Annotated in this window: 11 protein-coding genes; 6 read left to right on the forward strand and 5 right to left on the reverse strand. The window is 65.3% G+C overall.

Features of this window, described 5'->3' with window-relative positions; all coding sequences use genetic code 11:
- Nucleotides 1-91: 91 nt before the first annotated feature.
- The 6 genes from HT579_05500 to moaE are packed head-to-tail and all read left to right on the forward strand — an operon-like array spanning nt 92 to nt 5,821.
- On the forward strand, nt 92-2,038 hold the full coding sequence (locus tag HT579_05500) for an ATP-dependent DNA helicase (GenBank protein ID QKS28434.1): 1,947 nt from the start codon (nt 92-94) through the stop codon (nt 2,036-2,038).
- The gene (locus tag HT579_05505; GenBank protein ID QKS28435.1) at nt 2,035-3,372 is read left to right on the forward strand and encodes a hypothetical protein; all 1,338 of its coding nucleotides are present in this window, start codon (nt 2,035-2,037) and stop codon (nt 3,370-3,372) included. The genes HT579_05500 and HT579_05505 overlap by 4 nt, the downstream gene beginning before the upstream one ends.
- Nucleotides 3,369-3,896 (forward strand): molybdopterin-guanine dinucleotide biosynthesis protein B, encoded by a 528-nt coding sequence (gene mobB, locus HT579_05510; GenBank protein QKS28436.1) that lies wholly within the window; start codon nt 3,369-3,371, stop codon nt 3,894-3,896. Before HT579_05505 ends, mobB begins: the two co-directional genes overlap by 4 nt.
- Nucleotides 3,883-5,088, forward strand: coding sequence for a molybdopterin molybdotransferase MoeA (locus HT579_05515; protein QKS28437.1), 1,206 nt, complete (start codon nt 3,883-3,885; stop codon nt 5,086-5,088). The genes mobB and HT579_05515 overlap by 14 nt, the downstream gene beginning before the upstream one ends.
- Before the next feature lie 15 nt (nt 5,089-5,103).
- Nucleotides 5,104-5,355, forward strand: coding sequence for a molybdopterin converting factor subunit 1 (moaD, locus tag HT579_05520; GenBank protein ID QKS28438.1), 252 nt, complete (start codon nt 5,104-5,106; stop codon nt 5,353-5,355).
- Nucleotides 5,356-5,359: 4 nt separating this feature from the next.
- Nucleotides 5,360-5,821, forward strand: coding sequence for a molybdopterin synthase catalytic subunit MoaE (moaE, locus tag HT579_05525; protein ID QKS28439.1), 462 nt, complete (start codon nt 5,360-5,362; stop codon nt 5,819-5,821).
- A gap of 347 nt (nt 5,822-6,168) precedes the next feature.
- On the opposite strand, the gene HT579_05530 is transcribed toward moaE, so the two are convergent.
- The 5 genes from HT579_05530 to HT579_05550 all read right to left on the reverse strand — a co-directional run bounded on the left by HT579_05530 (nt 6,169) and on the right by HT579_05550 (nt 14,009).
- Entirely contained in the window at nt 6,169-9,720 is a 3,552-nt protein-coding gene (locus HT579_05530) for a DEAD/DEAH box helicase family protein (protein ID QKS28440.1), read from the reverse strand.
- Nucleotides 9,717-10,901: a virulence RhuM family protein gene (locus HT579_05535; GenBank protein ID QKS28441.1), complete on the reverse strand. Its 1,185-nt coding sequence runs from the start codon at nt 10,899-10,901 to the stop codon at nt 9,717-9,719. The genes HT579_05530 and HT579_05535 overlap by 4 nt, the downstream gene beginning before the upstream one ends.
- 220 nt (nt 10,902-11,121) lie before the next feature.
- Nucleotides 11,122-11,805, reverse strand: a complete 684-nt coding sequence (locus HT579_05540; protein QKS28442.1) for an HNH endonuclease — start codon at nt 11,803-11,805, stop codon at nt 11,122-11,124.
- Nucleotides 11,792-13,066 (reverse strand): AAA family ATPase, encoded by a 1,275-nt coding sequence (locus HT579_05545; protein ID QKS28443.1) that lies wholly within the window; start codon nt 13,064-13,066, stop codon nt 11,792-11,794. The genes HT579_05540 and HT579_05545 overlap by 14 nt, the downstream gene beginning before the upstream one ends.
- 4 nt (nt 13,067-13,070) lie before the next feature.
- Nucleotides 13,071-14,009 carry a restriction endonuclease subunit S gene (locus HT579_05550; GenBank protein ID QKS31517.1) on the reverse strand — a complete coding sequence of 313 codons (939 nt, stop codon included), beginning with the start codon at nt 14,007-14,009 and terminating at the stop codon, nt 13,071-13,073.
- Between the last annotated feature and the right edge of the window lie 230 nt (nt 14,010-14,239).

The following is a 14,239-nucleotide window of genomic DNA, read 5'->3' on the forward strand; positions in this document are numbered from 1 at the left end:
TCTGGCGGATGCGCTTCGCCAGGCGGCGGCTCATTTTGCGGATGCCGGCGCCGGCTTCTGGTAGCATGCTCGCTGCTCCGACGGACCGTCAATGACCGCCTTGCTTGCCGAAGTCTTTTCCGCCTCCGGGCCGCTTGCCGCGGCGGTTCCCGGTTATCGCCCGCGGCCGCAGCAGCTCGAACTCGCCGAAAGCATCGCCGCCGCCATGGCGGGCAACCGCGTGCTCGTCGCCGAAGCCGGTACCGGTACCGGCAAGACCTATGCCTACCTCGTTCCCGCGCTGCTTTCGGGTGGCAAGGTGATCGTGTCCACGGGGACGAGAAACCTGCAGGACCAGCTCTTTGCGCGCGACATTCCGACGATCCGCAAGGCGCTCGGTCTGCCGGTCAAGGTTGCCCTGCTCAAGGGGCGCGCCAACTACCTCTGCCACCATCATCTCGCGCGCTCGCTCGCCGATGGCCGTTTTCTCACGCGCGAAGACGCCGCCTGGGCGCAGCGCATCGCCCGTTTTGCCCGCACGACGCGCAGCGGCGACAAGGCCGAATGTGTCGACGTTCCCGAGAATGCGACGGTGTGGCCGCTGGTCACCTCGACGCGCGACAACTGCCTGGGCCAGGAATGTCCGCACCACAAGGAGTGCTTCGTCCTCGCCGCCCGCCGTGAGGCGCTGGCGGCAGACGTGGTGGTGGTCAACCATCACCTCTTCTTCGCCGACGTGATGCTGCGCGACGAAGGTACGGCAGAACTCCTGCCGGCGTGCAACACGGTGATCTTCGATGAGGCCCACCAGTTGCCCGAGGTCGCCAGCCTGTTCTTCGGTGACAGCGTATCGACCGCGCAACTCCTCGAACTCGCTCGTGACGCGCAGAGCGAAGGGTTGGCGGCGGCCCGCGACTGTCTCGACCTGCCGCGCCTGTGCAGCCGCCTGGAGAAGGATGTGCGCGACCTGCGACTGACGCTGCCGCTCGAACCGGCGCGTCATGCACTGCCGCAGCTCACCGCACGGGCCGGATTCGCCGACGCGCTGGCGACCGTGATCGCTGCCGTCGAGGCACTGGCCGGTCTGCTCGAGACGCAGGCGCAGCGCGGCGAGGTACTCGACAACTGCTGGCGCCGCGCGAGCGATCTGCTGCAGCGCCTGCAAGCGTGGCAGAGTGGCAGCAACGACGACTTCGTCCGCTGGGCGGAAACCTACACCCACGCGCTGCAGCTCAACGCAACGCCGCTGGCGATCGCCGGCATCATGCAGAAACAGATGAGCGGGCATCCGCGGGCCTGGATCTTCACTTCCGCGACGCTCGCCGTGCAGAACGACTTCGGCCACTACTGCTCGGAGATGGGACTGGTCGATGCCGCGTCGGCGCGCTGGGAGAGTCCGTTCGATTACCCGCGCCAGGCGCTGCTCTACGCGCCGCGCAATCTGCCCGACCCGAACGGTGCCGACCATGCCGAGGCGGTCGTCGGTGCCGCGTGGCCGGTACTGCGCGCGAGCGGCGGACGCGCCTTCTTCCTGTGTACCTCGCTGCGGGCGATGCGCCGGGTACACGAACTGCTCGCCGACCGGCTGGCCCGCGACGGGCTCGAGCTGCCGCTGCTGCTGCAGGGCGAGCAGGGCAAGAACGAGTTGCTCGAGCGCTTTCGCCGTCTCGGCAACGCGATCCTCATTGGCAGCCAGAGTTTCTGGGAAGGGGTGGACGTGCGCGGCGATGCGCTGTCGCTGGTGGTCATCGACAAGCTGCCGTTCGCGCCACCGGACGACCCGGTGCTGTCGGCGCGCATCGAGAGGCTGCGCAGCGAAGGCCGCAACGCCTTCCTCGAGTACCAGTTGCCACGGGTCGTGATCAACGTCAAGCAGGGGGCCGGCCGGCTGATTCGCGACGAGAGCGATCGCGGCGTGCTGATGATCTGCGATCCGCGCCTGATCACCAAGACCTACGGCAAGCGCATCTGGCGCAGCCTGCCGCCGATGCAGCGAACGCGCGAGCTGGCCGAAGCGGTGGCCTTCTTCAGCGCCGCGACGGGCGCCGCCGGCCGATGAACGCGCAACTGCCGCCAGCTCTGATCGACCTCCTGCCGGCTGACTGCCGTGCCACCGCGGAGCTGCTGAATCGCGGTTGCGCGTGCATCTCGGTCGACCACGAGTCGCTGCGGCGCGAACTCGCAGCCAGTGATCGCGGCTCGGCAGTGGGCGAGTGGCTGGCGAGTCGCCCGCACCTGTTTGCCGACAGCATGGTCTTCGTCAGCCAACTGCATCTCGAGCGGATGGCGAGGACGATCGCCGCCGTCGAACGGGTGGTCGCGCTGCCCGCGTACCAGCAGCGGGTGCTCGCCCACGCACCGGCGGTGGCGCAGCATTCGCCCGCCGCCGCCGGCGTCTTCCTGGGCTACGATTTCCACCTCGGTCCGCAGGGTCCGCAGCTCATCGAGATCAACTCGAATGCCGGTGGCGGGATGCTGAATTCCCGTCTGCTGCGCGCACAACGGGCTTGTTGTGCGCCGGTGGCGCAGATGATGCCGCCGTCCGTTCCGGTCGAACGCTGTTTTCTCGACATGTTCCACGACGAGTGGCGGCTGGCGCGGCCAGCCGGGGCTGCGGCCCGGCCGCTGGCGCGCGTGGCGATCGTCGACGAGGCGCCCGCCGAGCAATACCTGGCGCCCGAGTTCGAGCTCTTTCGCCAGCTCTTCGCCGGCAATGGCATCGAGGCGCTGGTCGCCGATGCCGGCGAACTGTCGTACGACGGCGAGCGGCTGCGCTGCCGTGGCGAGGTCGTCGACCTGGTCTACAATCGGCTGACCGACTTCGCGCTCGCCGAGCCACGCAACAACAGTCTGCTGCAGGCCTACCTCGCCGACGCCGTCGTCCTGACGCCGCATCCGCGGACGCATGCCCTGTATGCCGACAAGCGCAATCTGTTGGCGCTGGGTGACCAGGAATGGCTGCAGGCGATCGGCGTCGGCGACAGCGATCGCGAACTGCTGGCGAGCAGCGTTCCACGTACCGAGGAAGTCACGCCGCGCAACGCCGAGGCTTTCTGGCCCAGCCGCCGGCAGTGGTTCTTCAAGCCGGTCGCCGGTTTCGGCAGCAAGGCAGCGTATCGCGGCGACAAGCTGACGCGGCGGGTGTTCGCCGAAGTCGCGCGTGGCGGCTACGTCGCGCAGGCCGTCGTCAGCCCCTCCGAGCGCCGGCTGCTGATTGACGGTGTCGAGCAGGATTTCAAGCTCGACCTGCGCAACTACGTCTACCGGGGCGTCGTGCAACTCGTCTCGGCGCGCCTCTACCGTGGTCAGACGACCAACTTCCGCACGCCGGGCGGCGGCTTTGCCGCGGTCCTTGCGGTTCCCGGGCAACGCGGCGGCGCCGTTCGCCGATGAAGATCTTCGGCATCACCGGCTACTCGGGTGCCGGCAAGACGACGCTGGTCGAGCGCATGCTGCCGCAGATGATCGGGCGCGGCCTGCGGACCTCGGTCCTGAAGCACGCGCATCATGATTTCGACATCGATCGCCCGGGCAAGGACTCGTTTCGCCACCGCCAGGCAGGGGCCGGCGAAGTGCTGCTCGCCAACGCTTCGCGCTGGGTGCTGATGCACGAACTGCGCGGTGCGCCTGAGCCGACGCTCGCCGAATATGCGGCCCGTTTCTCGCCCTGTGATCTGCTTCTGGTCGAGGGTTTCAAGCACGAGGCGATTCCCCGGCTCGAGGTCCATCGGCCGGCCACCGGCAGGCCGGCGCTCTGGCCACAGCAGCCACAGATCGTCGCCGTCGCCTCCGACCAGGCCGCGCCGGCGGAGCTGCCGGCCGGGCTGTTCTGGCTCGACCTGAACGACGTGCCGACGATCGTCACTTTCATCCTCGATCATCTTCAACTAACCGGTGAAGCCGATGCTGTCCTTTGAAGAAGCTCTTGCCCGCCTCCTTGCCGCAGCACCGGCGGTCGCCGAAGTCGAATCGCTGGCGACGCTGCACGCCGACCGGCGTGTCCTCGCGCAGGTGCAGACGGCAACGGTCGATGCGCCGCCGCTCGACAATTCGGCGATGGATGGCTATGCCGTCGCGGTGGCCGACGTGCCCCGGTTGGGGGCCTGCCTGCCGGTGACGCAGCGCATTCCCGCCGGTAGTGTCGGCAGCCGGCTGCAGCCGGGCAGCGCCGCACGCATCTTCACCGGCGCGCCGCTCCCGGCGGGGGCCGATGCGGTCGTGATGCAGGAACTCTGCGAACACGATGCTGGCGCCGTGCGCATCAACCACCTGCCGCGCAGCGGCGAACACATTCGCCGCGCCGGCAGCGACATCGCCGCCGGCAGCGAGATCCTCGCCTGCGGCCAGCGGCTGCGGCCGCAGGACACGGCGCTGGCGGCGTCGGTCGGCATCGCCTCGCTGCCGGTGTTCCGCCGCTTGCGGGTGGCGGTGCTGTGCACCGGCAACGAACTGCGGATGCCCGGCGAAACGCTGCCGCCGGGGGCGATCTACAACACCAACCGCTTCCTGCTGGCGGCGCTGCTCGAACGACTCGGCTGCGTCGTGCAGGATGCCGGCGCGGTCGCCGACTCCCTGCCGGCGACGCAGGCGGCGCTGCGGGCAGCGGCCAGCGGCAATGACCTCGTGATCTCTTCCGGCGGCGTCTCGGTCGGCGAGGAGGATCACGTCCGCGCGGCGGTCGAACTGGCCGGCAGGCTCGAAATGTGGAAGATCGCGATCAAGCCGGGCAAGCCTCTGGCTTTCGGCCATCTCGCCACGGACGGGCGCGAGATCCCCTTCGTCGGACTGCCGGGCAACCCGGTATCGTGCCTGGTCACCTTCGTCATGCTGGTGCGGCCGCTGCTCCTGCGCATGCAGGGGGTGCGGCAGGTGGCGCCGGCCAGCTACCGGCTGCACGCCGATTTCGACTGGCCATTCCCGGACGCCCGGCGCGAGTTCCTGCGCGTGCGCAGCAACGGCGGCGGTGGCGTCGAGCTGTTCGACAACCAGGGTTCGGGCGTCCTGACCTCGACCGTGTGGGCCGATGGCCTGGTCGACAACGAGCCACAGCAGGTGATCCGACGCGGCGATGCGGTCTCCTTCATGCCGTTTTCGGCCTTGCTGGACTGAATCGCGGAGGCGCTGATGCTGACCATTCTGTACTTTGCTTCGGTGCGCGAACGCGTCGGCCGGGCCGCCGAGGAACTGGTCCTGCCCGCCGGCGTCGCCGATGTCGCCGGGCTGCTCCGCCATCTCGGCCAGCGCGGTGACGCCTGGGAGGGGCTGGCGCGGATCGCGAACCTGCGCTGCGCGGTCAATCAGCAGATGGTGCGGCTCGATTCGCCGCTCGCCGATGGCGACGAGGTGGCTTTCTTCCCGCCGGTGACCGGGGGCTGAGCGGATGCACGTGCGGATCCAGGAAGCCGATTTCGACGTCGGCAGCGAACTCGCCGCCCTGCGCCGCGCGGACCCGCGGATCGGCGCGCTGGCATCATTCGTCGGCCTCGTGCGCGATGTCAGCGGCGGCGCTGGCGTCAGCGAGATGAGCCTCGAACACTATCCCGGGATGACCGAGAAGGCGCTGGCGGCGATCGTCGGCGAAGCGCTGCAGCGCTGGTCGCTGATCGACGTCCTGGTGATCCATCGCGTCGGCCGTCTGCTGCCCACCGAGCAGATCGTCCTCGTCGCCGTTGCCGCGGCGCACCGCGCGGAAGCCTTCGCGGGCTGCGAGTTCATCATGGACTATCTCAAGACGCGGGCGCCGTTCTGGAAGCGCGAGCTGACTCCGGAAGGGGCGCGCTGGGTCGAGGCGCGCGACGAGGACGACCGCGCTGCCGAGCGCTGGCGGCAGCCGGGCGGCTGAGGGCCGGTCGTGCTGCGCTTGAGCGTCTTCGCGCTTGCAGCCATGCCGACCCGCGCTTTCCGCCGCCAAATTTCCGCGGTTTCGCACCGCCGCCAACAGCTTGCGAAGCGTGTAGCCCGGCGCCTTGGCGGGTAGCACAGGGTTGAGTCCCGCTGGAGCATCGCGCGCGTTGCGCGATGCTCAACCGCTGGAAGTGGTCGCGCTTGGCGGCACGCTCACCGTGACCGATCTCGGTACCGCTTCTCACCAACCAGCCGGCGCTTTCGCACCAAGTGAGGACCGACTCCTTGACGGTGGTTGCGGCAAGAACCATCTGGCCGCAGAAAAGGGTGTCAATTGAAGTGACATCAGTTCACCGCGTCGAGAGCTTCGATGAACTCCGCGATCACCTGAACCTGCTGGTCGTCCGCGCCGCTCAGGACAATCGGCTCGAAGGCCGGGTTCACAGGTTGCAGAGTGATCCTCGTATGGCGCCACGAATCTCCGTCGGTCGCCTTCTCGCTTTCGTAGCGCTTGACGGTGTAGCGCTGACTCGTCTCGGGATCGGTGATGTCCCGGAGTTGGACGAGAACGGTCTTTCCCTGCCGCGTACCCTCGACCGGCGAGCGGAACAGGCAGTACGCACCGTCAGGGATTGCTGGCTCCATGGACTTGCCAACGACCTGAGCAACGAACATGCCGGGGCGCAGGCGATGCCGGGTCGCGAAAGCCACCCACTCGAACTCCTCATCACGGACACCTTGCGGATCGCCAAGAGCACCAGCGGCGGCCTTGAGCGGAACCAGCGGCACGCAGGTCACGTAGCGTTGCTCCGCTGTCGGCTCGATGACCCGAAGCCGCGGCGGCAGCCGAGACACCATCTCTCGGCCGGCTGCTACCGTATCGCTCCGCAGGCGCCGGTACGCCTCGGAAGCCATCCACGCAGTGACGATTTTCTGGAATGGCACATCGTTCATGTAGCGCACGAAGATCTCTTCGTTCTGCTCCATACGCTCGACGAACAGGGTCTCCAACAGATTCTTGAACACCAGTTCGAACTTGTCTCCCGGATTGACAGCGGCAGCCTGCCGCAAGCCGTCGTCGGCCATCGCTGCCTCGACGATCTGGTCAAAGAAAAGCTGATCCGCCTGGTTGAAGTCCGTCCCGAAGCGCTCGTTCACGATATCAATGAGCTGCGACAGCGGCACCGGTTGAGGCCGCACCAGACCACTGCCAACCTCCGTCGGTCCGTCGAGGCGCCGGGCTTCACCGTCCTTCAGCGAAATCGATCCCTCGCTGATCTTCTGCAGGCGGTAGTAGTCGAGCCGAACGTCGTCGTCGAATTGATAGGCCGGGCCGCTCCTGCGCCGGGGCAGCTTTGCCGCAAGGTGGCGGAGAAACACGTACAAGCGTTCGAGGTCGGAGTCCTGATACGGGATGATCTGGCTCAGGAAGCCATAAAGGTTCAGAAACGCCTGCATTTTGCCCCGCCAGAGTTCCGCCTCTTCCTCGTTGTCCTTCTGGCGCACCTTGAAGCGCGAGACCGCCGGGTCGAGCGCCGCGTTCATCGTCTGGTGGTCCATCGCGCTCTGGCGCTGCTTGGGCTTGAAGTACACGGCGCAGAACCGCTCGATCTCCTCGTCCAGGTAGATCCCGGAGGCGTCGAGCTCGCCCTTGATCGCATACATGCGCGCGGGGTCGACCTGCTCGCCCATCTCCGCACCTTCGTAATAGACCTTGAACGCCTCGCGGATTTCCTCGCGGTCATTCACAAAGTCGAGGACGAAGGTATCCTCCTTGAGCGGATGCATCCGGTTCAAGCGCGACAGCGTCTGCACGGCCTGGATGCCCGCAAGCCGTTTGTCTACGAACATGGTGTGCAAGAGCGGCTGGTCGAATCCGGTCTGGTACTTCTCCGCGACGAGCAGGACGAGGTACTCCTGCGACGCGAACTTTTCGGGCAGCTCTTTCTCGGAGATGCCGTGGTTCATGCCTACCTCGGTGTAGTTGACGTCGGCGAGCTTGTCGTCCTGCACCGTGCCCGAGAACGCCACCAGCGACTTGATGGCGTAGCCCTTCTCCCGGATGTAGCGATCGAAGCTCTGCTTGTAGCGTACGGCTTCAAGGCGTGAGCCCGTGACCACCATCGCCTTGGCCCGACCACCGATCTTATGGCGGGTGACGGCCTGGAAGTGCTCGACCATCACCGCGGTCTTCTGCGCGATGTTGTGCGGGTGCAGCTTCATGAAACGCGCCAACGCCTGCGCCGCCTTCTTGCGCTCGACGTTGGGATCGTCCTCGCAGGCCTTGAGCAGCTTGAAATAGGTCGCGTAGCTCGTGTATTGCTTCAGCACGTCGAGGATGAACTCCTCTTCGATCGCCTGCCGCATCGTGTAGCGGTGCGCGGCCTGCCCATCGCGGCCAAAAACGGCGAGCGTCTTGTGCTTGGGAGTGGCGGTGAAGGCGAAGAAGCTCAGGTTCGACTGCCGGCCGCGCTTGGCCATGCTGCGAAACAGATCCTCCATGCCGTCGCGCCCTTCCTCGGTCGCGCGCCTTTTCGCTTCTTCCCGTAGCCCCTCGCCGCCGAGCACCTCCTTGAGGTCGGTGGCCGTCTCGCCGCCCTGCGAGCTGTGGGCCTCGTCGATGATCACGGCACAACGTCGGGTGGCGAGCGTACCCGTGCCACTCTCACCACGCTCCTCGGCCAGCTTGAGCAACTGCCGCGAGACGAACGGAAACTTCTGCAGCGTCGTAATGATCACCGGTACGGCATTTTCGAGCGCCTCGGCGAGCTGCCGCGAGCTCTCGTCGATGCGTTGCACCACACCGCGCTTGTGTTCGAACTGGTAGATCGTGTCCTGAAGCTGCTGGTCGAGCACCACGCGGTCGGTCACCACGATGACGCTATCGAACACGCGCTGGTTGGCCGCGTCGTGCAGCGACGCGAGCCGATGCGTCAGCCAGCCGATGGTGTTGCTCTTGCCACTGCCGGCCGAGTGCTCGACGAGGTAGTTGTACCCAACGCCCTCGCTGCGCGCGGCGTCCACCAACTGGCGCACCGCCTGAAGCTGGTGGTAGCGGGGGAAGATCATCGACTCGGTCTTGACCTTGCGCCCCTGGTCGTCGCGCTTCTCGTCGATCTGCAGGTGGATGAAGCGCGCGAGCAGGTCGAGCAGGCTGTCCCGCTGCAGCACCTCTTCCCACAGGTAGGCCGTGCGATAGCTCCTCCCGGCCGGATCGGGCGGGTTGCCGGCGCCGCCGTCGCAGCCCCTGTTGAAGGGGAGGAAGTGCGTCGCCGTACCCGCCAGCCGGGTAGTCATCAGCACCGACTCCGTATCCACCGCGAAATGCACCAGCGTGCGACGCTTGAACTCAAAAATCGGCTCGCGCGGGTCGCGGTCCTGCCTGTACTGCCGGCGCGCATCCTCGACACGCTGGCCGGTGAGCGGATTCTTCAGCTCAACCGTGGCAACGGGAATGCCGTTCAGGCTCAAGGTCACATCGAGTGATTTCTCCGAGCGCGGCGAAAAGTGAAGCTGCCGGGTCAAGCCCAGGCGGTTCGCGGCGTAGCGCGCCTCCAGCTCCGGATTCAGCTCGTGCGCGGCCTTGAAGTACGCCGCATGCAGCGTCCGGCCGTAGCACTTGAAGCCGTGGCGCAGCGTCGCAAGCGCGCCGTTCTGGTCCATCCATTTACACAGATCGCCAAGGATCTGCTCGCCGGTCTTGTCGCCGTGCAGCGCTTCCAGCTTCGCCCACTCCTTGGGCTGTGTCTCGCGGATGAAGGCCAGCACCGTCTCCGGGAAAATGGCGCGCTCGCGGTCGAAGCCCTCGCGGGCAACTGGGACGTAGCCGTCTTGGAGGAGGTGCGCTTCGATGACGGACTCGAAGGCCGTCTCGGAGTGGCGCGGCGTGCTCGTCACGACTCCTCCTTCCTCTTGCGGATGTGCTTCGACTCGATGCGCTTCACCTCGGCCTCGAAGTCGCTCTCGAACTCGCGGTCCTGGCGCACGCGGAACCTGTCGTACTGCTCCTCGGCGAGGCGCCTGGCCACCTCGGCGGAGACCTTGCCGGCGTTCGCGAGGACCTCGTACTCGTTGAACTGCAGGAAGGCGTCGAGTCTCGCGACCCAATCGGCCATCTTCATCGGAATCTGCCGCGCGGCCTGATTCTCCGCGTAGTCGAGGTACATCGACACGATGCGCTCAAGCTCCTTGATCTCGTGCTCGATCAGGTAGTTCTTCGCGACGCTGACATCGCCCTTCAGGATCTTGCCCCTGGGGGCGTTCTTCCACGTGGTGAGCCCCATCCAGGGCTTCTCGGCGTCGGATCGCTCGGCAATCAGCTCGGCGGCGGTCTTGCCCGTGACTGCCCAGTGCAGCTTGTTCTGTACGGTCTTGAAGAACGTCTGCGTCGTCTCGGCGTGCTTGTCGTAGTCGATGCTGCACTGCTCGTAGATGTCGGTGATCTTCAGGTAGAAGCGCCGCTCGCTGGCGCGGATCTCGCGGATTCGCTCGAGCAGCTCGTCGAAGTAGTCCTTGCCGAAGCGCTTGTTCAGCTTCAGCCGCTCGTCGTCGAGGACGAACCCCTTGACGATGAACTCGCGCAGGGTCTGCGTTGCCCAGATGCGGAACTGCGTGGCCTGCGCGCTGTTGACCCGGTAGCCGACCGAGATGATCGCGTCGAGGTTGTAGAACTCGATCTCGCGCCTGACCTCGCGATTTCCCTCGCGTTGAACTCTTAGAAGTTTTCGAAGAGTTGGATCCCGGGCCAGTTCACCCGACGCGTAAATCTCCTTCAGGTGGTAGCTGATGGTCGGAATCTCGACACCGAACAGCTCGGCGATGCGCTTCTGATCGAGCCAGAAGGTCTCCGATTGGTAGAGCACCTCGACCCGCACGGCATCGTTTGCCGTGCGGTAGAGAATCAGCTCGCCCTCTTGCGGGGGCTGGTCGGTCACAGTTGCCCTCCCGGACCAGCGTGGAGGTTCCCTCGGGCATCGAAGCTGTTCGCGCAGGTCCCCCCGAACGCCGCGCGAAGTGGGCCCGCGTAGCAGTAGAAGCCATGGCGCAGGATCGCGAGCGAACCGTTCTGGTCCATCCATTTGCAAAGATCGCCGTGGATCTGCTCGCCCGTCTTGTCCCCGAGCAGAGCCCCCAGCTTCCGCAAGCGAGATTCGCCAAACGGCGTCTGGCGAATGGCGGCGAGCACCAACTCGGAGAAAATAGCGTGCTCGCGGTCGACGGATACGTACCGGTTCTGGAGGAGGTGCGCTTCGATGACGGCCTCAAAGGCGGTTTCGCTGTACTTGGCGGTGCTTATGGCTATAGCTGTCCTCCAGTACGAGGGATCGGGTTTTCGTTGACGTCGAAAGAGGCCGCGTGTGTGCCGATGAACGCCTCGCGCAGTCTTCGACGCATGTCTATGTCGGCAGCGAACACTGTCCACCAGATCGAGAACTCACCGCGGGCCGTGGCGAAACTGACGATCAGTTCGCGCACTTCGTTTGTGTCTTGCCCAGCGAGTATATCCCGAGCCCATTCGGCTTTCTCCCACGCTTGTTGCCGGCGTAGCCAACGCTGATCCGCCGTGGTGGGCGCTTGGCCTGGTCCGCCTGGATATCGATCGAGGCCAGTCAAACTGATCGTTGCTTGAGCCTTCGCCGCCAAGTTCGGCGCTAGCGCCGCATCAGGTTGAATCATCCCACCGCGAACGTACTCGAATGCGCGTAACGTGTTGTCGGCATCCGGCCATAGGTAATCAACCAAGTTGATTGGTGTACTGCCCTTGCTGGAGTTGCAGTTCACGCAACCCAGAAGGAAGTTCGCCCAGTCGGTGCACAGAGCAGCAGCGCGCGACTTTGGCTGGATGTGTTCCACCGCCAGATTCGTTTCGATTTGCCGTTCGCAGTAGCTGCAGTAGTCCCCAAGGCGCGCGCGTAGATCCGACAGAGCATTCTGGTACTTGTCGTAGACCGCAGGCGCCGCTCCCTTGTCAACGGGTCGCATCGCCGCCACCCCCACGCTGCGCCTCGCGTTCAAGCTTGAGCAATGCCTGAAACGCCGGATCGTCGCTGAATGGTGCGGCGAGTTCGTTGAGCCGTTGTTCGGCGGCCTCCACACCGGCCGCGCTCGGGCCGGACTCCCTGACCAAGCGAAAGTAAGCGTCAGCCGCCTCCATCATTTGACGATACCGCTCGCTCTTCTGCGGCACCTCCACACCCTGCACGTTCTCGGCGATGTCCTCGATGCTCTTGTCCGCGTACTCCGCAAACGCATCCGGATCGAGATTGATTAGCTCCCCCGGTCGCATCGCCTGAATGACGAAGGGCGAATGCGTAGTCACGATGAACTGGATGTTCGGGAACGTCCCGCGCAGCTTCTCGCTGACCTCGCGCTGCCAAATTGGGTGCAGGTGCAGCTCCAGCTCGTCGATGAGGACTACGCCTGCGCCGTGAAGCGGCTGGTCGAGCATTGGATTCGCCAACGCCAGTCGCCGGCCAAGGTCGCAGATCAGCGCCAAGAACGAGCGCTCCCCGTCCGACAGCTGCGACAGGTCCAGGGACACACCACCCTTGTCGACCAATAGGCGGAGCGGCTTCTCCTGAACTCGCAGGTTCTCGAAGCCGCCCAGGAAGGTCGTGAGTGCGCGCGAAATCGCTTCGACGGCGCGGTTCCCAAGATAGTGGGGGTTGTCGGCCCGCTCTGTCCGTTCGACGGTGACGGCGCTCCGGTATCGCGCCATGAAATCACGGAAGTTCACGGTGCGGTTGAAGAGTGCGCCCGAGTACGCTGCTGCCTGGCCGCGTGGCACTTCGGACGGCAACTTCTTCGGGAGCCGATAGCCCGCTCTGTCGGTCGTGTAGTAGACCGCCAGCGGCGCGGCGTCGTCGGCGCGCGTCGGGTCACCGTAGGCATTCCGTACCCCGCGCTTGACGGCTGCCGGCAACTTGGTCGGCGTGATCCGGCGTCGCTCCTTGTCGTAGGTGAGCTTGTACTCAAGCGGAATTCCAGCGCAGACGACCTTCATGGCTAGCTCCGCGGACCCAGCTTCCAGGTTCACTTCCGAGGGAGTGATCGTGCGATAACCGCTTCGGGCGGGTGACACGAGTGGCAGAAACCGGGAACACAAGAAAGCCAGCCCGTCGAGCAGTGCCGTCTTTCCCCGTCCGTTGATGCCGGCGACGACGGTGAACCGATTCGAGAAGCGGAAGGCCGGTGGCGAGGCATGCACGCGGTAGTTGTGGAGGGTGAGTTCGCGGATTCTCATTGCGTCAGACTACTTCCAGCTGGCCGGTGACTGCGGCGGCGATGAGTGCTGCGCGGCGTTCCATGAGAAGAGCGATCGTGCGTTCAGTCGCGGTACGCACTTTGTCGAGTCCCGCGGTCTCTTGCGTAATGAATCTAACGAGTGCGCGCTGCTCTTGTGGCGGAGGTACTGGAATGCGGATGTCGCTGAGTGCCTCGCGATTGATCTTTGGCATGGCGACCCGGTTGGATTCCAGAACGGCCCATGTACTGAATGGCTCGGACAGAAGGAAAAGCAGCAGGAACTCCGGCTCCATGCCTTCGCGTGAGCGCAGTGGATACATGTCAGCGCTGCACAGGCAGTCCTCGACTGCTATCGTTGCCTTCCGAAGGGACGGTCGAATCTTTGAATAGATGACGTCGCCGCGTCGGCACAGATACTTGCCAGATATCGCACCTTGGTCGGCCGCCGTCTCGGTACTGAGCAGACGTCCGGTTCCGGACTCCACGTGGTTTGGCGCGATCAGTGGCATGGTGACGTAGGGTTCTACCTCTGGGTCAACCTGGCCTTCGATGATGAAGACACTCCACGTGAATTTCGAAGTCTCCCAATGCGCCGGAATCTCGCCGAGCCAGGGGATGCCGGAGTCGCGGAGGGGGGCGCGGGGGTCGAGGCCGCGGGTAACGGCGCGGGTGATGAGCGCCCGACGCTTCTCGGCCAACAGCCTAAGCACCCGCTCCTTCGCTGCCACCATCGCATCCAGTCGCGCCGTCTCGCGGTCGAGGAAGTCGGCGGTGGCACGTTGCTTCGGGAGAGGCGGCACCGGAATCGGCATGTTGCCGATGAAGTCCCAGTCGGCCCGTGGCATCTTCGAGCCGAATGTCGAAGCGTCTACCGCGTCGATGAAGCCACGAGATAAGCAGACGTATCGAAGAAAGGCGGACTCGGTCTCCACAGGCTGCATGACGAGCAGTTCGGTGGTGCATCGTCCCTGGAACGTAGCTACCCAGGCCTTCGCAAGATACGGACGGAGCTTTCCAAAGAGGACATCGCCAGGCTCGAACGTATTGCTCAGTGAATCCGATTGTCCAGACGCCGACAGCGCGGACTCGTCTGTCGCCGCGGGATCGCCAATCAGTCGCCCAGTCGACGACTCGATGCTCTCCAGTCCGATGTAAGGCCGTTCGTCTCCGG

Origin of the sequence: Candidatus Accumulibacter similis, from assembly GCA_013347225.1 — a bacterium.
Taxonomy (GTDB): Bacteria; Pseudomonadota; Gammaproteobacteria; order Burkholderiales; family Rhodocyclaceae; genus Accumulibacter; species Accumulibacter similis.